Genomic DNA, 26,025 nt, shown 5'->3' with positions numbered 1-26,025 from the left:
TGAATCAGATGGGCTTTGCCAGCTGATTATCGCGGCGACGTCGGGCGGGAGCGGGATACGCCGACGGGAACGGCTCGCAGCCTCCGGGCTGCAAGACACCGCAGCCGCGCCCCGCGGCGACCCGCGCGAAACGGCCCGATGAGCGCTGCTATACAGTCGCGCCATAAACCGCGCGACGAACCGCTTGTCATGGTGTCGCCGGACGCGGCGCTTCAACCGTCGAAGCGGACGCGCGTGCCCGCCGCGGGGCGGAGCACCGGGAGGTAGCGCGAGGCGGGGAATCCGCCCTGGAGCCTGGGGCCCGAGGCCGGGAGCTCCCGCCCGAGCGCGACGAGGAACTGGACGATCTCCATCCACGCGAGGTGATAGCCGAGGCAGAAGTGCGCGCCGCCGCCGAACTGGGCGATCTCGAGCGGCGAGAGCGCCTCCTTGCGGCCGAGCCAGCGCTCGGGGCGGTAGCTGTCCGGATCCGGGTAAAGCTCGGGATCGCGCGAGAGCAGGACCAGCGGGATCGCCACGTGGGTCCCTGCGGGGACGGCGCGGCCGTCGAGCTCGAAATCGGCGACGGCGCGGCGGGCGTCGTGCGCCACCGGCGGGTGGAGGCGGAGCGCCTCGCGGAACACGGCCTCGGCGTAGGGGAAGCGGCGGAGATCCGCGGGCGAGCGCGGGAGATCCGGCGCGCTCGACGCCTCCTCGCGGAGCGCGCGCCAGACCGCGGGGCTCTCGGCGAGGTGGGCGACGCACCAGGCCATGACCGAGGCCGAGGTCTCGTGGCCGGCGAGGAGGAGCAGGCGGAGGTTGCCCACCAGATCCTCCTCCGAGAGCGGCTCGCCCTGCTCGTCGCGGGCCGTGAGCAGCGCCGGCAGGAGGCCCTTCGCGTCGCCGCGGGCGCGCACGCCGGTGAGGATCCGGCCGATGCGCTCGTCGAGCCAGGCGCGGGCGCGGAGCCCGCGGCGCCGCGGCGAGCCCGGCACGTCGAAGGGCAGGCCGAGGATCACGAGCATCAGATCCTCGTAATAGTGGCGCCACTCGGGCAGCTCGTCGTCCTCGACGCCGGTGATCTTGAACATCACCTCCAGGGCCAGCTCGCGGGTCTCGCGCAGCAGCTGGACGTCGCGCCGGCCGATCCACGAGCGGACCTTGCGCTCGACGCTGGTCGCGACGATCGCGCCGACCTCCGCGGCGTCGAGGCCCTTCGGCGAGAAGGGCCCGTTCATCGCGGTGCGGAGGCGGCGGTGCGAGGCGCCGTCGTGGGCCATCAGCGTCTGACCGAAGAGGTGGCCGACGCCGCCCTCGGTCAGATACGAGGAGTCGACGGCCTTGCTCTTGAAGAGCGAGAAGGCCTCGTTCGAGGCGTAGATGAGCTGCCAGGCGTCGACGCCAGGAGCCCAGAAGAAGAGGGAGCCGAAGCGGCGCTGGCCCTCGCGGAGCAGACCGAGCTCATCGACGGCGATCGCCGGCATGTGGCCCACGACCGGGAAGCGGCCGGGGAGGATGGGGAATCCATGCCGCGTCTCGATGCGGCGGGCGAGGGGGTTGCGGCCCTGAAGGAGCGGGAGATCGGCGAAGGAAGCGGGGAGGGCGGTGGTCATGGCGCGTGCGACCTCCACTTGTATCATCACGCCGGCGCGGCCTGGGCGCCCGGCGAGAGGCGCGCTGTCATCTCCGGATCTCGGACACGAGGACGAGCCGCCCGCCGTCGACTCGGGCGCACACATGGTAGTCGGGGTCGGTCCCGGGGCCCTGCTCGAGCGCACGTGCGATCACGCCGAGCAGGTTTGGCCATGTGCCGGCGGCGGCGACCAGGTAGGCAGACCAGCCCGCCTCCTCGAACGCGGTGACGACCTTCTTCGGGTCGTCGAAGCCCTTCCCCGGATCGCCGACCGCCGCGCGGAGCGCCGGCAAGAGCTCCGTGACCGCCGCGTCGCCGGCGGCGCATCGCTCGGCGGCGAACGCCCTCTCGACGCCGGCGCGCGAGGCGTCCGTCAGGGCCCACGACGCGACGAAGCGGCTCTGCTTGCCCTGCACGGTGACCCCGAGGGTGCCGTCGCTGGCGAGCCTGCGCGCCGGCGCGGCGAGCCAGAGGTTCTGCCGGGCCTCGGCGAAGCTCTGGGCGGCGATCGTCGGGATCACCCTTGGATCGACGTGGCCTCCGGAGAGCGCCCTCGCGATCTTGCCGTAGCCGTCCGTCGCGCCCAGCTCGCCCATCCGCTCGGGATCGAGGCACACCGACACAACGGGGCTCGCGTCGAACCTGGAGCACCGGCCCTCCGGGCCCCCGATCTCCTCGCTGAACGCGACGAGCTCCTTCAAGGCGGCCGGATCGCCGCCGGACCCGAAGAGCGACATCACCACGTCGAGCCGGAGATCGGCGCCGTCCGCGTAGATCGCGACGGCGGCGAGCCCGCCCTGCGCCACGCCGAGCGGCGCCCGGGCGCCGAAGCCGGCGCAGCGCGCGGCGCCCGGGCACGCCTCCAGCGGGGCGCCGCCCGCGAGGACGTCCACCACGCCCGCCAGCGCGCGCCGCGGGTCCGCCCCGCTCACGAGCGGAACGAGGAGCCGCACCCGCGTCACGTCCGCCGCGTGCCCGCGGACGACCTTCTCGAGCGCCTTGCCCGAGGCCCCCTTGGCCATGGCGTCGACGACCGCGCGCGCGCTCTTCTCGGACGCGGGCACCACGGCGCCCAGGATCGGCCTTCGCGGATCGACGCCGGCCTTCGCGAGCGTCACGTCCGGCGGATCCTGGCTGCCGAGCGCGCGGTTCGCCTCGATCAGGACCTCGGCGATCTGGGGCACGTACTGGACGGCGACGTCGAGGGCGCTGTTGCGAAGCGAGGCGTAGATCGCGGCGCCCGGCGGGAGGCGCGCGATCTGCTCGGCCGACGGGGGCGGCGGCTCGGGCGCGGCTCCCCCGGGCGCGGCCGGGTCGCTCGCCGCCGGTTGCGCCGGCGCCGCCGCGGAGGCGCTCGCCGGCGCGCCTGGTCGCGCCGGCTGCGCGGCGGCGCTCGACGGGCTCGCGCCGGTCGAGCCTTGTCGCGCGGCGCAGGCCGCGCTCCCCGCCCCGAGCGCGATTCCTGCGCCGAGGAGGACGATGGGGAGGAGCTCTCGAAGGGGCATGAGCGGGCTTCATGCCCGCGCGGTCGCCGCGCCACAAGCCATGAGGTGATACGCTCGGCGCGAGGACTACTGGAGCTCGTCGCTCGTCGTCCGCCGGAGCGGGGAGCAGCGCGCGCTGCGCATCCTCGGCGCCCACCACAGGCACCCCGCCAGGCTCGCCGTGGACGCGGACGCCGTGTACATCCTCGAGGTGGGCACGAAAGCGGGGCCCAGATCGCGCGCCTCGGGCCAGGAGCGCTTCCATTGCTGCAGCATCTGGGCGGCGCCGCTGTGACGAGCGCGCGCGCCGGGGTCGTTTCTGGCAGGCCCTTGTCCTCTGGCAGGCGACAGTCCCGCCGCCGCGTGTGACGCCCAGACCACCGGCGACCCCCTTCTCCACCAGAGAACCCTCGAAAGCCCGCAGCAGCTCGCACGCCCGGCGTCTGGCCCGCGCGCTGCAATGAGCCCCCGCGTCGCCACGAGGCTGCGCGCCGCGAGAGAGGGCGCTCACCCCAGTCCCTGTTTCACCCCGAGAGGTCTCCCCATGTCGACGCTCAAGAATGGCATCTTGGCTGTGATCGTGTCCTCCTTCGCCTCGCTCGCCGCCACGGTCGGGGTCGGCTGTGTTGCGGACACGCAGGATCCCGAGGTCGCGGACCTCTCCGAAGAGGACACCGCCAGCGCCGAGGCGGCGATGCTCTCCAGCTCGACCACGCAGGGCTTCGGCTGGGTATGGTCGACCCTGCTCGGCGCGGGCACCATCAACGCCAACGGCTCGTATTCCTACAATTCGGCGGGCGGCACCAACACCATCACCAACACGAGCACGGGCGTCTATTCCGTCGATTTCCCGAACCTCGCCGGCGCCGGCGGCAACGTGCAAGTCACGAGCTACGGCAGCGGCAGCGACCGCTGCAAGGTGGCGTCGTGGGGCACCGGCGCCCTCGCCACCACGCTCCGCGTGAACGTCCGCTGCCACACGGCGGGCGGCGCCCCGGTGAACACGTATTTCGTCGCCCTCTATTCGCGCGAGAACAACAGCTATGGCGGCGCGTACCTCTGGAACGACCAGGCGTCCGCCCCGCTCAACGTGCCGTACACGCCCTCGACGACGTACCAGTACACGAGCGGCAGCCAGTACAGCACCATCACCCACGTGAACACCGGCCGGTACACCGTCCGCGTCCCGGGCATGTCCGCCACCGGCGGCACCGTGCATGTCACCGCGTACGGCGGCGGTCTGGAGTACTGCAACGTCTCGGGCTGGACCCAGAGCGGCGCCGACGCCCTCATCGACGTGGGCTGCTGGGGCGCGGCGGGCGCGTCGGCCGACAGCCTGTTCAGCCTCAGCTATCACCTCGGCATGCCGAGCACCGGCCGCGTGGGCGGCTTCGCCTGGGCCAGCGACCCGGTGTCGTCGTCGTACACCCCGCCCGCGAGCTACACGGGTCTGTACAACACGCTGCATCCTTGCTACTTCGGCCCGGGCATCAGCGCGGGGCACAATGCGCCCGTCGGCTCGCATTTCGTCCGGTACCCGAACATGCTGTCGTACAACTCGACCGCGATGGTGACGGCGTACGGCTATGGCAACCAGGTTTGCAAGGTCTCGAACTGGACCGGCGTCGGCTCGGATACCCAGGTGAACGTGCAGTGCTACGACTATCTCGGCAACCCAATCGACAGCCAGTTCACGAATATGTATCTCGGCGCCGAGATGTTCACGCCCTGCTGAGCGAGCGCTGATACAGAGGGGCCGAGATCACTCGCCCGTGTCGAACTCGCACGCGGCGACCTGCGGCGCACACTCGCCCTCCACCTCGGCGGCCACAGAGGCGAGGCAGTCGTCGCACTCGGCGCTCCGCCCCTCGCCGGCGCCGCACGCGCCATAGCAGGGCAATTCCTCCACCAGGCCGCAGGCAACGCAGAGACAGTCCATGAGCACCTCGTAAATCTCGGCCGACTCCGCGCACAGGTCCGCCGGATCGTCGGTGTCGTAAGGCGGCAACGAGCAGGTCGCGCACTCGGCGCTGCCACCGGCTCCGCCCGTGGCGCCGACCTCGCCGCCCGCGCCAGCGCCCGCCTCGCCTCCCGTCGAGCTGCCGCCCGCGCTGCCGCCGGCCTCGCCTCCCGTCGAGCCGCCGCCGGTCCCGCCTCCCGTCGAGCCGCCGCCGGTCCCGCCGCCTCCGCCCACCAGATGGTAGCTTTCGTCCAACCCCGCCAGCGCCGTACACCCGCCGGCCGCCGTAAGCCCGATCAGCGCCATCGCCAGGGACGCGTTCACCCGCTTCGAGCCCGCCATGGCGCCGGAGCATCACTCGCTTACGCCTCCGGCGTCAAGTGACCGTGCGGCTGGTTCGACCTGGGGCCGTGGTTCGATGCACGCACGACACGCGTGCTCGTCAAATCTGTTACAATCGTAGCAATCGCATGTTCATGGACGCCGGCACGCAGGACCGCCGCCCCCGAACTCGGCCTGATCGCCCTGCCGTGCGCTGCCACGTCGTGGCTCGCCATGGCACAGAAAACCAGCGTGGTTCTCTCGTGCCGGAGCGGGCATGTCCCGTGCTCGACGCGGCGGCCATGACACACAAGTGCTTTCTCTGGTTGGCTCGTGGTCCCTTCATTGCGTGGGCGACGCTGGGCGGCGCGGCGTGCGGCGAAGATGACCATGGACCTGCGAGCGCGGAATCCACCAGCACCAGCGGAGCGGGCGCGAGCGGCAGCGCCGGCGCTGGCGGCTCCGGGGGCGGCGGCGGCAGCGCCGCCAGCGGCGGAGCCGGCGGCTCCGGGGGCGGAGGTGGCAGCGCCGCGAGCGCCGGCGCTGGTGGCTCCGGGGGCGGCGGCGGCAGCGCCGCCAGCGGCGGGGCCGGCGGCTCCGGGGGCGGGAGCAGCCATGGCCTGACGTGCCGCGAGTCGAGCTTTCCGGCGTTCAGCAAGGCCTGCGAACAGGCGAGCGACTGCGTCGTGTTGCCGCACGTCACGACCTGCTGCGGAGACATCCTGTTCGTCGGCGTGGACGCGGACGACAAGGAAGCGTTCGAGGCCGCCGAGGCGGCGTGCCTCGCAGGCTCGCCGCTGTGCGATTGCCCGTCGCGTCCGTCTCTCGCGGAGGACGGCCGGCGGCTCGAGAGAGAGAGCGAGCAGGCGGTCGCGGCGCGCTGCGACGAGGGCTCGTGCACGTCGGAGATCAGAGATCTGCCCTAGCTCGACCGTCGTTCGCGGGGACACGAGGTGCTGGCGTCACTCCAGATCCCGGGTGTCGTGCGGTACATCGCGAACGGCGCGACCGCCGCGGGGTGCCCCTACCTCGCGATGGAGCGGCTCGACGGCGAGACGCTTGGTGAGCGTTCGCCCCGGCGCGGCTACGCCGTGCGTTCCACCGAGCTGTCGGCCGCGCTCGCGGACCGCTTCAGGCCGAGGCGCGAGAGCCGGGCCGGGGCCTCCCCGGGCGCGGGGTGCCGGATCGTCCCTCTCGGCTCGAGCGGCGGCGCGGCCGGCTCGTTGCCGGTGAGCTGCTTGAGGCCGTAAAAGCCGTTCATCGCCGCCGACAGCATCATGGCGCCGCGGCTCAGCGACCGCGCGCCGCGCGCGAGGCGCTCGACCACCGCCGCGGGGCTGAAGGCGCGATTCCACATCTGGCGGTGGGCGGCGAGGAGCTGCTCGGGGGACATGCGCGCCGGCCGGAAGGCGACGCCGTAGCCGCTGTAATGGGGCCAGTCACGCTCTTCCAGGATGCGCCCGTCTCGCCGGTGCTCGTCGTACAGCGGCGTGCCCCGGAACGGCGTGAGGATGCTGAGGAACGGGACGTCGACGCCGATCTCGTTCAGCCGATCGGCCGTGGAGGCGATGACCTCCGGCGTCTGATCGTCGAAGCCCGAGATGAAGCCCGCCATCACGCAGATCCCGCGATCGTGCAGCTTCCGGATGGCCTCGCGGTACTCGCGCGCGCGGTTCTGGCGCTTGTCGACGCTCTTGAGATCGGCCTCGTCGAGGCTCTCGATGCCGAGGAAGATGCCGATACAGCCGGACCGATCCATCGCGTCGAGCAGCTCCCGGTCCTTGACGATATCGATGGATGCCTGCGTGAGCCACCAGCGGTCGAGCCCGGCGAGCTCGCGCAGGAGCTCCTTGGCCCAGCGGCGCTGGACGAGCAGGTTGTCGTCCCAGAACCACGCGACCTTCTCCTGCCAGAAGCGGGGGAAATGCGTGGTGGCGACGTCGCGGATCACCTCGTCGACGGGGCGCACGCGGAAGCCGGGGTTGAGGTCGGGCACCGTGCAGAAGCTGCACGTGAACGGGCAGCCGCGCGTCGCCTGGAGCACGCGGGGGACCAGGAAGCGCTCTTCGAGCAGATCGTAACGAGGGGTCGGCAGCCCCGCGAGCGACGCCGGTTCGCCGTGATAGACGCGGCGCTGCGTGCCTCGCGCGAGATCGCGCAGGACCGAGGGCCAGACCGCCTCGGCCTCCCCGGTGACCACCACGTCCACGTGCTGGAGCGCCTCCTCGATCCAGTACGAGACATGCGGCCCGCCGGCGACGACGCGCACGCCGAGGGCGCGGTAGCGATCGGCGAGCGTGTACGCGCGGCGCGCGAAGCCGGAGAAGAACGAGAGCGCGACAACGTCCGGCGAGGCGTCGACGGGGACGGGGCGCACCTGCTCGTGGAAGAGCTCGACCTCGTGCTCCGGCGGGGTGATCGCCGCGAGGTGGATCCCGGTGACCGGCGGGACGAAATGGAAGCGGTGGCCCCGGCGATAGCGGGGGACGTAACTCACGACGATCCTCACCTTCATCAGCGCCTCCTCGGGAGCATGGGTCTCATCGGATCGGACCCGCGATGACGGCGTGGATCCGATGGCGGAAGGCGATCCGATGAGAGACGCCGAGAATAACGGAAGGCGGCCGGTGTCGATTCCAGAAGGGAGAGGAGCTACCGTGGAGGGACGGTGGTGGATGCGTGCGGGGGCGGAGGAAGCGAGAGCCTCATGGGGCCCCCTTCCGGCCGCGCCTCGGCCGCCGGCGCCGCTTCCGCCTCCGCTCCCGGTTGAGCCTCAGATCAGATCCCGCTTGATCTTCTCCCGCCATTCACGGCTGGCGAAGCGGATGTCGTCCTCGAAGGCGTCGAGCTCGCCGCTGATATAGAAATGGTCGCGGTCGGCGTGGAGCCTGGTCGTCACCTCGATGCGGATGTCCCAGCCCGGGCGCGACTGCACATACGTCTGCCGGCAGGTGAAGGAAGCGTGAAGCGGATCGTCCGGCGCGATGCGGAGCTCGCGGCGGAGTTGGTGCAGCACCTCGGTGCCGATCTCGTCGAGGCGCTGACGCCCTTCTCCGAAGACGCCCACTGTATCCGTCACGGTCGTGACCGCACCCGAGGTGATGTCGAAGGTCACCGAGCGCGTGACGCTGCCCGGGCTCACCTGGGTGATCGACGTCGCTCGCGCCGCTTCCGGCTTCAGGAAGGGTTCACCGCCGTCGGCCGCTTGCGGTCTTCGATGCGGCAGCATGAGGCGGCTGGCGCCGGTGATGATGCCGAGCGTCGCCCGCTCGGGCGCCGGCCAGATCAGCGGCCAGTAGGCGCTGGAGAGCGATATCCGCAGGCGATGGCCGGCAGCAAAGCGATGCGCGCAGGCATTCAATACCAGCTTCAGCCTGTAGCGCTTGCCGGGTTCGAGCGGGGTCGGCTCCGCGTGGCTGTCGCGGTGGGTGAGGTTGATGACCTGGAAGCTGACCCGCAGCGCCTCGCCATCGGGCGCCACGTCGCACAGCCTGGCACAGAGCTGCGCCACCGGCTTATCGCTGATGAGCTCCAGCTCCAGCTCCGGGGCGCCGACGACCTGCATCGCCTCCTCGAGCGGCGCGGTGTCGAAGGTGAGCGAGCCGAAATCGTCGATCCGCTGGTCGCCGGGCAGCTCCCCGACGCAGCCGGCCCCCATCCACTCCCCGCCCTGAAGGCCGACATGCTGGGGCGAGCGCAGCGCCAAGACATCCTCGGCGCCGCTCACCGGGGCGAGGCCGTCCTTGTCGAGATAGAGATGACAGGGTTGGATATCCGGCGACGGCCAGCTCTGCTCGGCCACCCAGTGTCCAGGATGGTGACTTCGTGTCGTTTCCGGCGCCGTGTAGTCCTGCAGCCAGGCGCGCAGCATCGGCTCCTCGTCGACGCCGTTCTCGATGCCGTTCAGCCAGCGATCCCACCAGGCGATGGCCTCCTGCAGGAAGCCGATCGCCGGGCCCGGCGTTCCGTCGTGCGGGTAGACGTGCGCCCAGGGCCCGATGATGCCCTTCCGCGGCACCTTGAGGTGCTCCAGCATCCTCGGCACCGTGTTGGTATAGGCATCGACCCAGCCGCCGATCAGGCAGACAGGCACCTGGATAGCGTTCCAATCCTCGCAGATCGACCCGTGCCGCCAGTAATCGTCGCGCCGCTGATGGGCCATCGCAAGCGCCGGCCAGAACGGCATCTGCTCCAGCCGTTCCCGCCAGTTGTCGCGCCAGCTTTCGCCGAAGAGCTCCGGGTCGGCGGGGCGGGCCTGATAGACCAGCATGATGGTGCCCCACCACAGGTTGTCGTTGAGCAGGCACCCGCCCATGTAATGGATGTCGTCGACGTAGCGGTCGTCGGTCGAGCAAACCGAGAGCACCGCCTTCAAGGCCGGCGGCCTGAGCGCCGCCACCTGCAGGCAGTTGAACCCGCCCCAGGACTTGCCCATCATGCCGACATGGCCGTTGCACCAGGGCTGTGCCGCCATCCAGGCGATCACTTCGAGGGCATCGTCCTGTTCCTGCTTCAGGTACTCGTCCCACATCAGCCCGTCGCTCTCGCCGGATCCACGCATGTCGACCCGCAGCACGGCATAGCCGTGGCCGGCGAAATAGCCATGCATCGGCTCGTCACGGGCGCGGGTTCCGTCCCGCTTGCGATAGGGGATGTATTCCAAGATGGCCGGCGCCGGCTTTCTTCGCGCTCCTTCTGGCAGCCATAGGCGCGCCGCGAGACGGCAGCCATCCCTCAAGGTGATCCAGAGATGCTCGGTAATCTCGACCTTCAGGGGCGTTTCAACCGCGGCCGCCATGGTTCACTCACTGGTTCGCGACCTTCCTCTTGGCAAGGAGGTTCGTCCGCCAGTCGGGATCCAGTTCCGGGACCGACAACAACAGGAGTTCAGTAGAGGCGGGGTATGGGGGGCGGAGCTGGCCGCTCACCCCATCCCCCGGACGCGGCGCAGCAGCGCGTCCGCCGGCTCGTAGCCCCGCCCCTCCGCGCGAGCCTGCGCCGCCTCGGTGGGGACGAGCTCTCCGGAGAACGCCCTGGCGAGGATCGTGTGCGGGAGCCTGTCGGCCCGGGCCGCGGCGCGGGCCACGCGCTCCTCGACCTCGCTGGCGAGCGCGAAGAGCGCCTGTGCGCGGCGGACGATCTCCGCCTGCTCCTCCGCCGGCGGCACCGACACGGGGATGCCGTTGAGCGCCGCCTGCGTGAGCTTCGGCTGGGCCGAGCCGGTCACGTGGTGCTGCAGATCGAGCGCGTTCAGGAGCAGCTCGAGGTACCCGAGGACCACGCCGGCCTTCGGTTGGACCACATGAGCATGGTTGTTCACCCAGAACCTCCCGCTCGCGGCGAACGCCACCCGGGTGTTCCTCGACAGGAGGTTCGCGCCGTCCTCGGCGATCAGCAGGTAATCGCCGTCGAACAGGTAGCCATCGATCGAGTCGATGACCCCCGACGCGCCGTAATACGGATACGGCCCCCGGCGCCTCGCTCGAGCCGCGGAGCTCACGGGGACGCGTCGGCCATCGTGGTTGTCCACCAGGGCGCCGAACGGGCAGCGGACCCAGGACGGCGGCAGGGGACGCTCCGGACCGTCGCTGCTCGCCCCGGGCGCGGCCGGCGCCGACGTCGAGCAGCGCGGCGGGGGCTCCGCCGGTCCCGCGGGCGGCGCGGCGGCGCCCGGCGCGCGCAGGTCCTCGGTGAGCCTCCCCGAGCACGCCGCCCCCAGCACGGCCTGCCGGAGCCGCCGGAGGAGCAGCGACGACCTCGCCAGCCGGGCCTTCGCCGCGTCCACCTCGCCGAGCAGGGCTTCGGCCTTCGCGACGATGCGGCGCTGCTCGGGGAGGGGAGGCAGGGAGAAGGGCCGCTCGAACGTCTCGCGCACCTTCACGAACGGCTGCGCGGAGCCGCCCTTCACCCAGAATCCCTCGTCGTTGAGGTGGAGGAACAGGTAACCGACGTCGATGGCCCGCTCATCCGGCCAGACCACATGGGTGTTCGCGATCGCCGACCACCGCCCGCGCGCCTTGAACGCCTTTCCGCACCGCGTCCCCACGGCGGAGACCACGATCGCCTCGCCCTCGTGCTCCCAGCCGTCGCACCACACGTCGGGGCCGGCGGCGCTGAACCCCTGGTAGCGCCCTGGCCGCTGCTCGGCGTGGAGCTTCCCCTTGATGAGCTTCGAGCTCCCGCTCCGGTGCGAGCAGATCGACGCGAGCGTCGTCTCGGCCCACCCCTCGGGCAGCGGCCCGCTCACGCCTCCGCCGCCTTCGCCCCGCCCTCGAGCAGCGCGAGCACGCGGTTCAGCGCGGCGACCGCCTCCGTCAGCTCCTGGAGGGCGTCGGTCGCAAGCTCCTCCGGCTCGGGCGGCTCGCCGGCCTCGTCGAGCGACTCCTCCTTGAGCCATCTCAGCCCGTCGAGCTTGAACTCTCGCTCCTTCACCTCGCGGAGCTCGAAGCTGCGGAATCGACCCTCGCCGGAGCTCGCCGCCTCCCGCACGCCGCGCCCGTCGGGGTCGCCGCCGTAGCACCGCTCGAACTCCGCGAAGTGCGCCGGGGAGAGCGGCCGGCCCTTCTTGGTGATCGACGGGACGCCCGTCCGGGCGTCGTAGATCCAGACCCTCTCCGTCGCGCGGCCCTTCGTGAAGAAGACGACGTTGGCCTTCACCCCGGCGCTGTACGGCGTGAAGGTCCCGTGCGGCAGGCGGAGCACCGTGTGCAGGTCGCAGCCCCTGGCGAGGATCTCCAGCACCGCGCCTGCCTGGTCGGCGAACAGGCAATGGTCCGGCAGGACCATCGCCGCCCGGCCGCCCGGCGTCAGGATCGTCAGCACGTGCTGGATGAAGTTGAGCTGCTTGTTCGCGGTCGCGATCGCGAAATCCTCGCGGCGCGGCGTCTCGTAGGCCCCCTTCGTGCCGAACGGCGGGTTCGTCAGGATCACGTCGAACCGATCGTCCGGCGGCGGGGCGTCGAGCGAGTCGCCGAGGGTGATCCTCGGCTCGATCCCGTGGAGGACCAGGTTCATCAGGGCGAGCCGGCGGGGGCGCGCGACGAGCTCCTGGCCGAAGAACGCCCCGGCCTTGATCCGGCGCGCCGCCTCCCGGTCGAGCGCCCCCCGCGCCTCGGCCTCGATCCACTCCCAGGCGGCGACAAGGAAGCCCCCGGTGCCGCACGCCGGGTCGCACAGGGCGAAGCCCGGCTTCCCCTGCGGATCGGGCCTGATGCACCGCACGATCGACTGGATCAGGGCGCGGGGCGTGAAGTACTGCCCCGCGCCCTTCTTGCCCTCGGCGGCGGCCTTCTCCAGGAGGCCCTCGTACGCCGCGGCCTGGATGTCCACGCCGAGGCGCGTCCACTCGATCTCGTCGATGAGGTCGACGAGCTTCCCGAGGCTCGCGGGGCTCTTGAAGCGCGGCTGCGAGCCCGCGTAGATCTCCCCGAGGACGCCGGGGGCTCCGTCGAGGGATCGGAGGACGTCGGCGTAGCGGTCGAGCAGCGCTTGACCGCTGCGCGCGCGCAGCGCGGGCCAGGAGCAGTCTGTCGCGTCGACCTCGCCGCGGGGCGTCCTGTGCTCGACGCGCGAGAGATCGATGCCTCGCTCGGCGGCCATCTTCAGGAAGAGCAGGTAGGTGATCTGCTCGATGTAGTCCCCGTGGTCGATGCCGTCGTGGCGGAGCGTGTGGCAGAACCCCCAGAGCTTTCCAACAACGTCGGTCATGCGGCGGCGGCTTCGTTCGGGTCGTGGAGCGGGAAGGCGAGGCGCGGGAGGAGCCGGCTTACCACGGCCGGGCGCCTCACGGCGGCCGCCGCGCTCGTCCATGGCGCTGGGACGCGCCGCCGCCGATGTACTAGGCTCGTCCCGTGCCGCGCGCCCTCACCTCGCTGCTCGCGCTTTTCTTGCCGCGATTGCCCCGATCGCCGCGGCTGCCGCTGCCGCTGCCGCTCCTGTCGCTCTTGCCGCTGTCCGGCCTCGCCTGCGCGTCGTCCTCGCTCCCCGATCCCAAGGAGGCGGTGCAGGTCTACGCCGACGCGGCGGCGCGCGGCGACGCCGACGCCATCTACGGCATGCTGAGCGACAAGAGCCGCACCGCGATGTCGCGCGACGAGGTGCGGCGGCGCGTCGCCGAGGCGCGCGCCGAGCTCGCGGAGCAGGCGCGCAGCGTCACGGCGCCCGGGGTCGTGGTCAAGACCCGCGCCCGCGTCCGCTACCCGGACGGCGAGATCGCGACCCTCGAGCTCGACGAGCGCGAGCGCGCCTTCCGGATCTCGGCCGCCGACGCGCTGCCTGCGGGCGGCCGCACCCCCGAGCAGGCCCTCGAGCAGCTCCGCCGCGTCCTCGCGCGCCGCAGCTACGCCGGCCTGCTGCGCGTCCTCACGCCGGCCACGCGCGCCGCCATCGAGAGCGACCTCCGCTCGCTCGTCGAGGGGCTCGCTCAGCCCGAGGGGCTAGAGGTCCGGATTGCCGGCGACTCCGCGACGGTGCAGATCCCGGGTGGGCACGAGGTGAAGCTCCGGCGCGAGGCGGGCGTATGGCGGGTCGAGGACTTCGATTGAGACGATGGCTCGGCCGGCTCGGCGCTCGCCGGCCGCGCGGCCGGGGCGGTGAGGTGGCGCTGCCGCCCTCGCGCCCCGCCGCCTCGGCCAAGCCGCGGCGCCTCGCCGTGGCGCGGCCGCGGCGCCTCGCGGCCGCGGCGCTGGTGCTCGTCTCCGCCCTGCTCCTCCTCGCGGTGCCGCGCCCCGTGCGCGCCTTCGGCGAGGAGGGGGCGTGGAACCCGCGGCCGCTGCTGACGGGCGACGCGCGATGGGAGGGGGTGCGCGCCACCGCCCCCGCGCGCTGGTCGTTCGAGCTGGAGCGGCGGACGAGCGCGCCGGCGCGCCGCAACCCGACAACGGTCCGCGCCGACGACCCGGCGCTGCTCGCCGAGCCGTTCGCGCTCTGGGGCGGCGAGGGCGATCTCCCGCCGCTCACCGAGCGCGAGGTCTTCGGCCTGCGCCGCTTCCTCGCGCTCGGCGGCGTGCTCCTCGTCGACGACTTCGCCCCGGGCAGCGGCGCGTTCGGCCGCGCCGCGCGGCGCGAGCTCGCCCGCGTCCTGCCGGAGGGCTCTCCCATCCCGATCGGCACGGAGAACGTCGTCTTCCGCTCCTTCTATCTCCTCCCGCGCGCCGTCGGCCGCGTCGAGGGCCCGCCGAAGCTCTCCGCGATCGTGCGCGGCGGCATGCCGCAGGTGATCTTCTCCGACCACGACCTCGCCGGCGCCCTGGCGCGCTCGGAGGGCGGGGGGCCGAGCGTCGAGGTCACGCCCGGGGGCGAGGCGCAGCGGGAGCGCGCGTTCCGCCTGGCCGTGAACATCGCGATGTACGTGCTCTGCTCGAACTACAAGGACGACCAGGTGCACGCGCCGTTCCTGATGCGCCGCCGCGCCATCGACGACAACCGACCCCGCTCCGCGCCTGCGCGGCCGTGAGGCGCGATGACATCGGGTCGCCTCGCCGCTGCGCCGAAGCTGGTCTGGCAGGACGACCACTTCACCGTGCTGTTCGACGCGTCCCTGCGCGTCGTCTGGACCGTCCGCAGCTCCAGGCCGTTCGTGTCGCTGGAGGAGATCGAGGCCGTGATGGGAGAGCTCATCCGCGTCCTCGATCGGCTGGGCCGCTCCCATCACGCCCTCTTCGTCGACGTCCGCGCCGTCCCCGGCAGGAACGATCCGTCGTTCGAGGCGACGATGAAGCGCTTCCGACCGCACTGGCTACGGGGCTTCCGGCGGGTCGGCGTGCTCGTGCAGAGCGTCGTCGGCGCGCTCCAGATCCAGCGCTTCGCGAGGGATGACGGCATCGAGCGGCTGATCACGAGCGATGAGGCCGCGCTCCTCCAGTACCTCACGCAGGAGGGCTGAGCGGCCAGGAGCTCCGGCGTCTGGCCGCGCTCAGCTACCGTCTGGCGTGGCGGAGGGCGTGCGCGATACCGCTTTGCAGCGTGCTCAGCGTCGTGATCCCGGAGAGATCCACGCCGAGCGTGACGAGCGTCTGCGCCACCTCCGGGCGGACGCCGGTGAGCACCACGCGGGTGCCGAGCAGCTGGGCGGCGCGCGCGGTGCGCGTCAGCGCGTCCGCGACGTGCGTGTCGACGGCGCGCACGCCCGTGATGTCCAGGATCGCCGTGTGGGCGCCCTGGCTGCTGATGCCGGAGAGCAACGTCTCCATGATCTGCTCCGCGCGCCCGCTGTCGATCGTCCCGACGAGCGGCATCGCGACCACCCGGTCGGCGAGCGGGATGAGCGGCGTGGACAGCTCCCGGAGGGCGGCCTGCTGCGCGAAGATGATCTCCTCCTGCAGCGCGGCCCGCTCCGCCTCCGCGCGCTTCAGCGACGTGATCTCGGTCACGATGCCGCCCATGCCTATCGGCGTCCCGCGCTCGTCGTGGATCGGGAATTTGACCGTGAAGAAGTGGTGTTGAACGCCGCCTATCGGCACCACCTCCTCGAACTGCATGACCTGCCCGCCGGTGAGCACCTCTCGCTCCTTCGCCACGATCGCCGCGCTGGCCGCGGGGTCCAGGGCGCCCAGCTCGAACTCATCCCGGCCGATGAGCTCGAGGACGTGCCTCTGCATCATCTGCGCATGCATGCGGTTGGCCAGGACGTAGCGCCCCGCGGTGTCCTTGACGAAGATGGAGCTGCGCGCGTTGTCCACCAGCTGCAGGAGCAGCTGGTACCGGCCCTGCACCGTCTTCTCCCTCCGCTGCCGGTCGCTGGTGTCATCGACGAGCGCCGCGATCTCGTGCGCGTCGCCTCGGCCGTCGCGCAGCACGGCGTAGGTCCATCGGCAGAGGAGCGCGTGACCTCCCTTCGTCCTGCACTCGCTCGTGGTCGCGGCGAAGCGGCTCTCCTCCCGGGCGAAGTCGAACGCCCGCGCCGCGGCGGCGGACACGGGGACCGCGCCCACGAGGTCGGCCAGCCGGCGGCCGACGGCCTCGCTCGCGCTCCAGCCGAAGAGGCGCTCGGCGCTGTCGTTCCAGTACGTCACCGCGCCGTCCAGGCGCCACTGGATCACCGCCGGCACCGCCGTGGGCAGCCCCTCGAGCGCGTCGAGGGCCTCCACGTCTGCCGTGCCTTCCGGCGCGGCTGCGCTCTGTGCGTGACCGTTGGAGCGCTCCGCCAGCGCCTTCTCCAGCGCCTCGACGCGCGCGCGCAGCGCCGTGTTCTCTGCCCTGAGCCGCCCGGCCTCGTCCAGCTCTTCGCGCATCGTCACGAGGGTTCGAGCCTACGCGCGGCGTACCCGGTGTTTCAAGGTGGCTCACCGTTGTTCGAGGTCGCCCGAGAGGTCGCAGCAACGGCGCCGGGCTGGGACACTCCGCCCCGATGTACTAGGCTCCGCGCGTGCCACGCGCCCTCGACTCGCTGCCCGCGCTGTCGCTCTCCCACGCCGGCGCTGCGAGCGGGACTCCCTCTTCTCGCGCGCTTCCCGCGCTTCTCTCGCTCCCGGAGCGGCCGTGACCCGGAGCTTCGCGCCCTCGGGCGACCTGTCGTCGCCGGTCGTCGCTGTCGCCTGCGTCGTCGCGGCCCTGAGCTTCGGCCTGCTCGTGCTCGAGCTCGTCCGCGCGCGCGGACGCGCCGCCGGGGCGGTGGGCGCCGCGCCCGCGCGCGCGGCGCTCGGCACGGCGCTCACGGGCGCGCTCGCCGTGCTCGGCCTGCTCGCCGCCATCCTCCGCCCGGTCGCGGTCACGTCGCGCGGGAGCCTCGTCGGCCCCAAGGTCGTGGTGCTGGTCGACGGCTCCCGATCCATGGACCTGCCGGGCGTCGCGGGGACCCGCCGCGACAGCGCCGAGCGCGCGCTCGAGGAGCTCGGGAAGCGCGCCGACGTCCGGCTCTCCCGCTACGTGTTCGGCGAAGGGGCGCCGCTGCCGGCCGACGGGCAGGCAGGCGAAGGCGCTGGCGCCGCGCCGGCGCCGGGCGGGAGCGCTGGCGCCGCGCCGGCGCCCGACAGGGACGCGGGCGCGGGGGCGCCGGCCGCCGCCCCCGGGTCGGCCGCGGCGCCCGCGTCGCCCGCGCGAGGCCGGCCGCAGCGCCGCTCGGACCTCAGCGCCGCGCTCGAGGCGCTCGCCCGCGCCGCCGACGAGCGGCCGTCGGCGTTCGTCGTCGTCTCCGATGGCCGGCTCGACCGCCCGGGCCCCGACGACACCGCCGCGGCGACGCGGGCCGCGCTCGAGGGGCTCGACGTCCCGGTGCACACGGTCGCGGTGGCGACCGAGTCCGTGCGCGACGCCGGCGTCCGCGCGGTCCGGACCTCCGGCGCCGCGGTCGCCCACCAGCCGCTCTCGCTCCGCATCGACATCGGCTGCAGCGGCGGCCTCGCGTGCGACGCCGTCCCTGTCGTGGCCCGCGAGCTGCGCGAGCAGGGCGCGCCCACGACGCTCGCCACGGGCACGGCGCACGTCGAGGGCGGCGTCGGCACGGTCGAGCTCGGCGTGACGCTCGACCGCGCCGGCACCCGCATCCTGGAGGTGTCGATCAAGGCGCCGGACGGCGACGAGCTCCCCGAGAACGACGTCCGGTACATCACGCTCGACGTCGCGCGCGACCGCATCCGGGTGCTCCACGTGGCGGGCCGGCCGACGTACGACGTGCGCGCGCTCCGGATGTGGCTCAAGGCCGACGCCTCGGTCGACGTCGTGGCCTTCTTCATCCTGCGCACGCCCGGCGACGAGGTGAACGCGTCGTCGGACGAGCTCGCGCTGATCCCGTTCCCGGTCGACGAGCTCTTCAGCGTCCACCTCTCGAGCTTCGATGCGGTCGTCCTGCAGGACTTCGACGCCGCGCCGTACGGCCTGACCAAGCACCTCCCGGCGCTTGCCCAGTATGTCGACAAGGGCGGCGGGCTCATCATGGTGGGCGGCCCGAACGCCTTCGTGTCGGGCAACTATGCGCGCACGCGGCTCGCCCGCGTCCTGCCGGTGGATCTCGACATCGGCCGCGCGCCCAAGGTGGATCTCGGCGCCTTCGTGCCGCGCATCACCGCCGCGGGCCGCGCGGCGCCGGTGCTCGCGCCGCTGCTCGCGCTGATCGGCGACGAGATGCCGGAGATGCCGGGGACCAACGTCGTCGGCGATCCGCTCCCCGGGGCGACGGTGCTCATGACGCACCCGACCCGCACGACGGCCTCGGGCGCGCCGATGCCGGTGCTCTCGCTGGGCGAGCACGAGAGCGGCCGGACGATCGCGCTGACGCTCGACGGCAGCCACCGCCTGCTCTTCAGCGCGTTCGCCTCGAGCTCCGCGGGCCGCGCGCACGGCGCGTTCTGGGACGCCCTTCTCGGCTGGCTCATGCGCGATCCGCGCTTCGAGCCTGCCGCGATCGAGCCGCGCGGCGGCTGCCTCGCGGGCGAGGAGACGGCGCTCGTGCTGCGCCCCCTCGCCGGGCAGCGCGGCGAGGCCAGGGTGACCATCGCGCGCCTCGGCAGCGGCGCGGTCGTGAAGACGTTGACCGCGCCGATCGGCGAGGGCGGCGAGCCGGTCGAGCTCGCCGCCGGTCGCCTCGAGTCCGGGGGTTATTCGGCCACGGTGGAGATCGTCCCGGAAGGCGCCGCTGGCGACGGAGGTGACCAGAAGCGGGCGACGACGCGGCGCGACTTCGCGTGCGAGCGCGGCGGCGACGAGTGGGCCGATCCCCGCCCCGACGTCGCCCGCCTGGAGGAGATCGCCCGCGCGACGGGCGGCGCGTCGGTGCTCCCGTCGGGCGCCGGCTCGCTGTCGCTGCCCGCGGCGACGCAGGTGGCGGCCGAGCGCCACGTCGCGCCGCTCCTGCCCCCCTGGGCCTGGACGCTGGCGGCGGCCGCGGCGCTCGGCGCGCACTGGATCGTGCGCCGGCGCGGGGGCCTCGCCTGAGGCGAGGGCGCCGGCCGGAACCCTGGTCTCGTCTCAAGGGAGCGACTCAAGGGAGCGACGGCTTCTCGAGCGGATCGGCCTTGTCGCCGACCCAGACCCTCAGCACCCCGAAGTGCGCGGGGTTCCTGGTGAAGCTCGCGTGATTCACGATGAGCAGCGTCTGCGCCGGGTCGTTGAAGGCCACGTTGGCGGGGGCGTCGAGGGGAATCTCCTCCCCTGGTGCGCTCTCGATGCGCGATTCCTCGACCCCGTCCTCGTCGAGCACCGAGATTGCGTTGGCCGCCGCGAGCGTGACATAGAGCTTCCCCGACTTGCCGAACGCGAACCCGTCGGGCGCCTCGCCAGCATCGTAGTCGTGGACCAGCTCCAGATCGGCCTCTTCGGGGGCTTCGACGAGGGGGAGCCGGTAGATGGACCCCAGGCTCGTGTCCGACGGGGAGAACGTCACCGAGAAATAGACGTGCTCCCGCTCCGGATCGAGCCTGATCCCGTTCACGCCGATCGGCAGGTCGCCGCTGCCGACGAGGGCGGAGCTCTGGAACCAGATCTCCGGCGCGCCGCCCCCGGGCGGGTAGCGGAAGATCGTCGCCTGCAGCGAGTCGGTCACATACGCGTAACCCTCCTCGTCGAAGGCGATATCGTTCGGTATCGGCGGCGTCGGGAAGGGCGTCGGCGAGCACGCCTCTCCCGGCGCGGCCATCACGCACGCCGGCAGATCCGGCAGCGGATCGCCGTAGCTCTCCTGGACATATCCGTGTCCAGTCTTCGTGAAGCGCAGGAGGCCGAGCTGCGTGCTGAGCGCGTAGACCCGGCCATCGTCGTCGACGGCGATGCAGCTCAGCGCATGCTCGTCGGCGAGCGCCTCGCCCGCCACCTCGATCGTGTTCTTGTGGACTTTGCTGTCCCTGTCGAATACGTCGATGGTCGACGGGCCTTGACCTGCCGTGCCGAACGTCGCTGGGCCGGAGACGTAGACCCGATTCCCATGGACCGCGATGCCTTCGGGGAACCCCGGAGCCGCCGGAACCGTCGCGAACGTCTTGATCTCGCCGTAGCATCCCTCCTGCGCCAGCGCCGGACCCGGTATCAGCGGCGACACCGCGGAGAGGAGCGCCAGCGTGCCGCAAGCCAACCATTTTCCGTTAGGGTGCGATAATTTTGACGTGACGGATTGCGACATGTGACCTCCAGGGGTCCATGGTTGCCGGACCGGAGTTGTCGAAATAGGTCGCATCCAGAAGCCAAAGTGCAAATTGCCTGGCTTTGTCAGGCTGAGGACGCGGCCATGATAGCTGGAGTATATGCGGTTGAGCTGATTGGCTGTCGAGTCGAAATTCTTCGGTTCATGAAATATCAGGGAGGCAGCTGCCTGGCTGACCGGTCCCGCGTCGCCCGCGTCGCCCGCGTCGCCCGCGTCATGTTTCACATGTGTGTCCGCGTAGTTGCGCGCTTGCGCCCTGCCTGCACAGCGCGGTCACGTCAGTCCACGTTGGTTCACGTCAGTCCACGTCGGTTCACGTCAGTCCACGTCAGTCCACGTCATTTACGTAGTGCACGTGGCGACAGATGTGTGCAATTGGCGGAGAACGCGTCCTGGCCGCATGTCGGTGAATGCTGCCGAATGTTTCCGGAGGCCATTCAGCATCTGGCGCGCGGCGGTCCCCGCGGTCGAGGTGTCGCGCTAAGGCTGCGTCGGCCAGGCGACGCGCGTCGGCACGAGCCGGGGCTCGACGGTCCCGTCGCCCAGCTCGCCGTTCCTGTTGTCACCCCAGCAGAGCATCTCGCCCGTGCGCTTGAGCGCGCAGCTGTGGTCATCGCCGAGGGCCAGCTCGACCACGTCGGTCAGCGCGAGCGGCTCCGGAAGGAGCCCCGGATCCTGCGTGCCGTTGCCGAGCTGCCCCTTCGCGTTGTCGCCCCACATGAGCACCTCGCCGCCCGCCAGCACCGCGCCGGAGTGCCTCGCGCCGAGCGAGATCCGGGTCACGTCCACGAGGTCCGAGATCTTCCGGGGATTCGCCTCAGGGTTCACGACGCCAGTCCCGAGGCGGAACTGCTCTCCCTTGCCCCAGCAGGAGGCCACGCCGCGCGCCGGCGCGGCGCACGTGTGCAAGGCGCCCGCGGCCGTGAGCGCGACGCTGGTGAGACCCGCGACGGGCTGCGGGGTGCTCTGCTGGTTGAAGTTGCCGAGGCCGAGCTGGCCGCTCTCGTTGTGGCCCCAGCAGTTCATCGTGCGCTCGCCCATCCGCTCGATCATGCCCGCGCAGGTGTGCGAGAGGCCGGCGCTCACGGAGTCCACGCCGTCCAGCATCACGGTGGGCTCGACCCGATCGACCTCGTCGCCGTAGCCCAGCTGGCCGGAGCTGCCCTCGCCCCAGCAATAGAGCTCGTGCGACGCCGTCACCGCGCAGGTATGGGTCCCGCCGACGGCGACCTGGATCGCGCCCGCGAGCTCCTTGGCGCGCACGGCGGAAGGGGAGTTCGTCGCCTCGCCGTCGCCGAGCTGTCCGCTGTTGCCCGCGCCCCAGCACGCCACCGCGCCGTCGGTCAGCACCGCGCAGGTGTGCGCGCGCCCCGACGAGATGCTCGCCGCGACCCTGGCGGCGCCGCTGAGACCCATGACCGGCCTCGGGATCGGTCGATCCTGCTGCAGCGTCCCGTCGCCGAGGTTGCCCCAGGTGTTCCTGCCCCAGCACCAGACCGAGCTGTCGCTGAGCACCGCGCACGTGTAATCCGTGCCGGCCGCGATGTGTGTGGGCACGACGCAAACGCCCCGTACGCACTGGCCGCCGCATGGCTTGTCGCACCTGCCGCAGTGCGCGGTGCTCGTGAGGAGGTCCACCTCGCAGGCGTTCTCGGGGTCCTTGTCGCAGTTGCCGCGGTTCTCCTCGCACGCTGGCGACTGGCAGACCCCGTCCTGGCAGGTCGGCTCGCCGCCGAAGTTCGGGCAGGCGACGTCGCACGCGCCGCAGTGCTGCGCGTCCGTCATCGGGTCGACGCATGCGTCACCGCAGACCATGCCGCCTCCAGGACACCCACCGCCGCTCCCGCCGCTCCCGCCGCTCCCGCCGCCGGTGCTCGAGCTCGTCGACGCGTCGGGCGGGCGCGCCGTGAACTCGTCGCCGCACGCGGCCAGGGCGATGGCGACGGCGGCAGGCATGTACGCCGCCGCGAGGGGCAGCGAGGCGAACGGGAGCCGGCTGGCCCGAGGTCGATGCGTGGAAGCCATGGAGGGCGTTCTTCCCTTGCGTTGAGGCGCGGCTGCGCCACGAGGCGCGGCGTGCGACATTCTAGACGAAGTCGCGCGCAGAGATCTCTCGCCGCGCGCCGCGCCTGTCGCGCCGCGCGCCCGTCGCGCCGCTCAGCGCGTCGCGACGAGCACCTCGTCGATCGGCGGCGCCTTCTCGAGCACGCCGAGGTCCACGAGCTGCTTCGCGAGCGTCTCCCAGCGCTCGCTGGTCATCACGCCGAGGCCCTTCTCCTTGGTCTCGGTGGTCTCGATCAGCGGCCGCTGCGCCTCGGCCGCGGCGACGAAGGTCTCCGCGTCCATCGAGGTGTTGAGCTTGGCCATGATCTCGTTGGACCGCGTCGGATCTTGGAGGTATGTGCGCCAGCCCTCGCGCGTCGCGCGGACGAACGCGCGGACGCGCTCGGGGTTCTCCTTCCAGAGGGCTGCGCGCGTGATCACGACCACGACGTACGGGTTGAACCCCTCGCTGGCCACCAGGAACGCGGCGGGATCGCTCCCCTTGCGCTTGGCCGCGATCGGCTCGGCGGTGATGAAGCACTGCTGGGAGAAGTCCTTGTCGGCGACGAAGCGGGCGACGCCGCCGTCGTACGGCACGACCTTCACCTTGTTGAACCCGTACTTCTTCTTGAGGTACGCGGCGTAAGGCAGCCCCGGCTCGATCGCGAGCGTGCCCGACTTGAGGATGTCGGCGATGCTCTTCGCGCCGCGGCTCTCGTGGGTCATGATGGCCTGCGGCGAGGTCTGGAACACGGCGAAGAGGGGGAGCACGTCCGCGCCGCGGGCGCGGGCGGTGAGCACCTCGTCGGCGCCGGAGATGCCGAAATCCACCTGCCCGCCGGCCACCATCTGGACGACCGGCACGCCGGCGCCGCCGCCGAGGATCTCGACATCGAGCCCCTCCTTGGCGAACGCGCCCGACTCGCGCGCGGCGTAGAACCCGCCGAACTCGGGCTCCGGGACCCAGTTGAGGGCGAGCTTCACCTTCGCGGCCGGCGCATCGGGGGCAGCCGCGGCGGGCGCGGCCGGCGCGCTCTGCGAAGGCGCGGCCGGCGCGCTTCCTTGCGGGGACGCGGACGAGGCGCGCCCGTCGCCTTCCGGCGACGGCGAGCGCGAGCACGCGGGGGCGAGGAGGGGGACGGCGGCGAGGGAGGCGAGGCGTCGCAGGAACAACCGGCGGCTGTCGGGGAAGTGCATCAGCGATTGATCTCCGAAGGATGCCAGCGCCGCAAGAGCCGCCTGCCGGCGAGGTCGACGGCGCCGAACAGCGCGAGGCCGAGCCCGGAGGCGAGCAGCACGGCGGCGAAGAGCAGATCCGTGCGCAGCTGGCGGTAGGCGGAGAGGACCAGGATGCCCAGGCCGGCGGCGTCCTCCGAGAAGCCGGCGACGAACTCCCCGACGATCGCGCCGATGACGGCGAGGCCCGCCGCGATCCGGAGCCCCGTCACGAGGTGGGGGAGCGCCGAGGGCAGCTCGAGCTTGCGGAGCGTGGCGAAGCGGCCCGCCCCGTAGAGCCGGAAGAGATCCCGCAGCGCGGGCTCGACGGAGCGCAGGCCCGCGAGCGTGTTCGCGATGACCGGGAACACGGAGACGATGAACGCCGAGACCGCGACCGCGCGCAGGCCGGGGCCGCACCAGAGCACGAGCAGCGGGGCAATGGCGACGATCGGGACGGTCTGCAGGAAGACGGTATAGGGATAGAGCGCCCTCTCGAGCGGGCGCGACGAGGCGAGCGTGATGGCGGCGAGCACGCCGACCGCGGCGCTGAGGAAGAAGCCCGCGAGCGCGGCCTTCGCCGTCGTGACGGTGCCGGCGAGCAGGGTGGCGGCGTTCACCGCGCCCGCCCGCGCCACGTCCGAGGGGGGCGGCAGGAGGTAGGCAGGGACGCTGAGCGCTCGGGCGAGCGCCTCCCAGAGCGCGAGAAGGATCACGAGCGCGGCGAGCGGCGGCGCGACGGCTTGGAGCGGGGTGGGTCGCACGGCTCGGCCTTCTCTAGCGCGAGGCCGCCGCGCCAGGAAGATGCTGCGGTGGAAGAAATCAGGCTCGTCCGTGGCCCGGCGCCGAGCGACGCGCGCGCCGAGCCACGGGAGAGGCGCGTGGGGAGCTTTGTCGAAGCGGGGTGTGAACCGCGCCGAGCGCGGCCCCGCTCGGTCCGGCTACTTGCCCTTCTTGGCGGGCGCGGCCGGAGCAGGCGACGCCTTGGCGGTCGCGGCTGCCTTCTTCTGGTTCTTATCCGCCGTGTCCTGCTTCTTCTGTCGCTCTTTGGCCTTCGGAGATTTGTCACCCATGGGAGCACCGCCTCGGTGGATGTGTTGGTGTCATCCGCCTTGACCGAGGCTAGCACCATCTCTCGTGGCGCAGTCACGAACTTTGTACTTCGCGAGCGCTTATGTCTCGGCTTCTCCGCGTCTCGTCTGGTCTCGTCTCGCCGCCTCGTCGGTTTGTCTCTCGGTCGCCTCTGGGTTGCCTCCCCCACCGACAGGCGGGGAAACCGTCGACGCGTTCGGCTGGGACCCTTGCTGGTTCCGGCGGATGGGTGGCCGCTGCGGGCGTCCACGACGTGAATCGCGCCGGCCTGGCGCTCGCGTGCGCGCGTCCTTCCGATGAGAGGCCGAGCGTGGCGCCGGCCTGGCGCTCGCGTGCGCGCGTCCTTCCGATGAGAGGCCGAGCGTGGCGCCCGCTGCCGCCGGGCTCGCTTGCCGGCATCGAGGGGCGGCGCTACGAAGGCGCCGCGTGTTCAAGGCCATCCTCTGGGACAACGATGGAGTCCTCGTCGACACCGAAGGGCTTTACTTCCAGGCAACGCGCGAGACGATTGCGTCGGCCGGCGTCGATCTCACCATCGACGACTATCGCCAGCTGTTCCTCGTCGAGGCGCGCGGCGCCTGGCACCTCGCCAGCGCTCGCGGGGTCGACGAGGCGGGCGTGCGGCGGCTGGCCGACGAGCGGGATCGCCGGTACCTCGAGCTCGTCGCGGGCGGAGACACGCTGTTGCCGGGCGTGCGAGAGGTCGTCACGGAGCTCGCCGCGCGCTTTCGCATGGCGATCGTCACGAGCAGCAAGCCCGAGCCGTTCCACCGAGCGCACGCGGCGACGGGCCTCCTGCGGTGGTTCGAGTTCGCGCTCACGCGGGATCAGTACGCGCGCGCCAAGCCGGATCCCGAGCCGTACCGGATCGCCTGCGAGCGGCTGGGGCTCGCGGCGCGCGATGTCCTCGTGATCGAGGACTCCGAGCGCGGGCTCCGGTCGGCCAAGGCCGCGGGCCTGACGTGCTGGGTCGTCCCGTCGCCGCTCACGGCGCCGTCGGACTTCACCGGCGCGGACGCGGAGCTCGGATCGCTGCGCGAGGTGCTCGCTCGCCTCCGAGGAGCGTGAGCGCGACCTCACGTTCGCGCGATGAGGTAGCTCACCGCGCCTGTGTGTGCGCGCCGCCACCGCGCTGCGTCGCCCCCCTCCCCTGGATTTTTGCACGCTGCACATCTGCTGGGTGCATGACCATCTGGCGGTTCACGAACGGTTCGTGGCACCTTCGGGC

Annotated in this window: 21 protein-coding genes; 7 read left to right on the top strand and 14 right to left on the bottom strand. The window is 72.1% G+C overall.

The window, feature by feature from the left end; genetic code table 11:
- Nucleotides 1-212: 212 nt before the first annotated feature.
- The 3 genes from WME73_RS30970 to WME73_RS30960 all read right to left on the bottom strand — a co-directional run bounded on the left by WME73_RS30970 (nt 213) and on the right by WME73_RS30960 (nt 3,372).
- The gene (locus tag WME73_RS30970; RefSeq protein ID WP_437911887.1) at nt 213-1,592 is read right to left on the bottom strand and encodes a cytochrome P450; all 1,380 of its coding nucleotides are present in this window, start codon (nt 1,590-1,592) and stop codon (nt 213-215) included.
- Between the two features lie 67 nt (nt 1,593-1,659).
- Nucleotides 1,660-3,117 (bottom strand): hypothetical protein, encoded by a 1,458-nt coding sequence (locus WME73_RS30965; protein ID WP_437911886.1) that lies wholly within the window; start codon nt 3,115-3,117, stop codon nt 1,660-1,662.
- Between the two features lie 66 nt (nt 3,118-3,183).
- Nucleotides 3,184-3,372, bottom strand: a complete 189-nt coding sequence (locus WME73_RS30960) for a hypothetical protein (RefSeq protein WP_437911885.1) — start codon at nt 3,370-3,372, stop codon at nt 3,184-3,186.
- 268 nt (nt 3,373-3,640) lie between these two features.
- On the opposite strand from WME73_RS30960, the gene WME73_RS30955 reads away from it, so the two are divergent.
- Nucleotides 3,641-4,831, top strand: coding sequence for a hypothetical protein (locus WME73_RS30955; protein WP_437911884.1), 1,191 nt, complete (start codon nt 3,641-3,643; stop codon nt 4,829-4,831).
- Nucleotides 4,832-4,858: 27 nt separating this feature from the next.
- Here WME73_RS30955 and WME73_RS30950 read toward each other — a convergent pair whose 3' ends face one another.
- Nucleotides 4,859-5,398, bottom strand: a complete 540-nt coding sequence (locus tag WME73_RS30950; protein ID WP_437739985.1) for a hypothetical protein — start codon at nt 5,396-5,398, stop codon at nt 4,859-4,861.
- A gap of 281 nt (nt 5,399-5,679) precedes the next feature.
- Here WME73_RS30950 and WME73_RS30945 point away from each other — a divergent pair, with 281 nt between their 5' ends.
- Entirely contained in the window at nt 5,680-6,303 is a 624-nt protein-coding gene (locus tag WME73_RS30945; RefSeq protein WP_437739984.1) for a hypothetical protein, read from the top strand.
- Nucleotides 6,304-6,461: 158 nt separating this feature from the next.
- Here the strand turns inward: WME73_RS30945 and WME73_RS30940 are convergent, their stop codons facing one another.
- The 4 genes from WME73_RS30940 to WME73_RS30925 form a co-directional block, all read right to left on the bottom strand.
- Nucleotides 6,462-7,892, bottom strand: coding sequence for a B12-binding domain-containing radical SAM protein (locus tag WME73_RS30940; protein WP_437911883.1), 1,431 nt, complete (start codon nt 7,890-7,892; stop codon nt 6,462-6,464).
- Nucleotides 7,893-8,150: 258 nt separating this feature from the next.
- On the bottom strand, nt 8,151-10,175 hold the full coding sequence (locus WME73_RS30935) for a CocE/NonD family hydrolase (protein WP_437911882.1): 2,025 nt from the start codon (nt 10,173-10,175) through the stop codon (nt 8,151-8,153).
- A 126-nt stretch (nt 10,176-10,301) separates the two neighbouring features.
- Nucleotides 10,302-11,624, bottom strand: a complete 1,323-nt coding sequence (locus WME73_RS30930) for a restriction endonuclease subunit S (protein WP_437911881.1) — start codon at nt 11,622-11,624, stop codon at nt 10,302-10,304.
- A complete protein-coding gene (locus WME73_RS30925) occupies nt 11,621-13,084 on the bottom strand; it encodes an N-6 DNA methylase (RefSeq protein WP_437911880.1) in 1,464 nt (487 codons plus the stop codon). Before WME73_RS30925 ends, WME73_RS30930 begins: the two co-directional genes overlap by 4 nt.
- A 143-nt stretch (nt 13,085-13,227) precedes the next feature.
- Here WME73_RS30925 and WME73_RS30920 point away from each other — a divergent pair, with 143 nt between their 5' ends.
- Genes WME73_RS30920 through WME73_RS30910 form a run of 3 tightly spaced genes read left to right on the top strand, consistent with a single transcriptional unit; the run spans nt 13,228 to nt 15,260 of the window.
- Nucleotides 13,228-13,920 carry a hypothetical protein gene (locus tag WME73_RS30920; protein WP_437911879.1) on the top strand — a complete coding sequence of 231 codons (693 nt, stop codon included), beginning with the start codon at nt 13,228-13,230 and terminating at the stop codon, nt 13,918-13,920.
- Nucleotides 13,917-14,831: a DUF4159 domain-containing protein gene (locus WME73_RS30915; protein ID WP_437911878.1), complete on the top strand. Its 915-nt coding sequence runs from the start codon at nt 13,917-13,919 to the stop codon at nt 14,829-14,831. The genes WME73_RS30920 and WME73_RS30915 overlap by 4 nt, the downstream gene beginning before the upstream one ends.
- Before the next feature lie 6 nt (nt 14,832-14,837).
- Nucleotides 14,838-15,260 carry a hypothetical protein gene (locus WME73_RS30910; RefSeq protein WP_437739977.1) on the top strand — a complete coding sequence of 141 codons (423 nt, stop codon included), beginning with the start codon at nt 14,838-14,840 and terminating at the stop codon, nt 15,258-15,260.
- A 34-nt stretch (nt 15,261-15,294) separates the two neighbouring features.
- On the opposite strand, the gene WME73_RS30905 is transcribed toward WME73_RS30910, so the two are convergent.
- The gene (locus tag WME73_RS30905; RefSeq protein ID WP_437911877.1) at nt 15,295-16,608 is read right to left on the bottom strand and encodes a PAS domain-containing protein; all 1,314 of its coding nucleotides are present in this window, start codon (nt 16,606-16,608) and stop codon (nt 15,295-15,297) included.
- A 247-nt stretch (nt 16,609-16,855) separates the two neighbouring features.
- On the opposite strand from WME73_RS30905, the gene WME73_RS30900 reads away from it, so the two are divergent.
- Nucleotides 16,856-19,246, top strand: coding sequence for a glutamine amidotransferase (locus WME73_RS30900; RefSeq protein ID WP_437911876.1), 2,391 nt, complete (start codon nt 16,856-16,858; stop codon nt 19,244-19,246).
- Between the two features lie 46 nt (nt 19,247-19,292).
- Here WME73_RS30900 and WME73_RS30895 read toward each other — a convergent pair whose 3' ends face one another.
- The 5 genes from WME73_RS30895 to WME73_RS30875 all read right to left on the bottom strand — a co-directional run bounded on the left by WME73_RS30895 (nt 19,293) and on the right by WME73_RS30875 (nt 24,778).
- Nucleotides 19,293-20,378 carry an SMP-30/gluconolactonase/LRE family protein gene (locus WME73_RS30895; RefSeq protein ID WP_437911875.1) on the bottom strand — a complete coding sequence of 362 codons (1,086 nt, stop codon included), beginning with the start codon at nt 20,376-20,378 and terminating at the stop codon, nt 19,293-19,295.
- A gap of 549 nt (nt 20,379-20,927) precedes the next feature.
- Nucleotides 20,928-22,472 (bottom strand): hypothetical protein, encoded by a 1,545-nt coding sequence (locus WME73_RS30890; RefSeq protein WP_437911874.1) that lies wholly within the window; start codon nt 22,470-22,472, stop codon nt 20,928-20,930.
- A 132-nt stretch (nt 22,473-22,604) separates the two neighbouring features.
- Nucleotides 22,605-23,687: an ABC transporter substrate-binding protein gene (locus WME73_RS30885; protein ID WP_437739973.1), complete on the bottom strand. Its 1,083-nt coding sequence runs from the start codon at nt 23,685-23,687 to the stop codon at nt 22,605-22,607.
- Entirely contained in the window at nt 23,687-24,469 is a 783-nt protein-coding gene (locus WME73_RS30880) for an ABC transporter permease (RefSeq protein WP_437739972.1), read from the bottom strand. The genes WME73_RS30885 and WME73_RS30880 overlap by 1 nt, the downstream gene beginning before the upstream one ends.
- A gap of 177 nt (nt 24,470-24,646) precedes the next feature.
- Nucleotides 24,647-24,778, bottom strand: coding sequence for a hypothetical protein (locus tag WME73_RS30875; protein WP_437739971.1), 132 nt, complete (start codon nt 24,776-24,778; stop codon nt 24,647-24,649).
- Between the two features lie 445 nt (nt 24,779-25,223).
- Between WME73_RS30875 and WME73_RS30870 the strand changes: the two genes are divergently transcribed.
- The gene (locus WME73_RS30870) at nt 25,224-25,865 is read left to right on the top strand and encodes an HAD family hydrolase (protein WP_437739970.1); all 642 of its coding nucleotides are present in this window, start codon (nt 25,224-25,226) and stop codon (nt 25,863-25,865) included.
- Nucleotides 25,866-26,025: the final 160 nt, after the last annotated feature.

Source organism: Sorangium sp. So ce302, from assembly GCF_051530145.1.
Lineage (GTDB): Bacteria > Myxococcota_A > Polyangia > Polyangiales > Polyangiaceae > Sorangium > Sorangium cellulosum_B.
The sequence above is the reverse complement of the archived record's forward strand: the minus strand, read 5'-3'. Positions and strand labels throughout refer to the sequence as shown.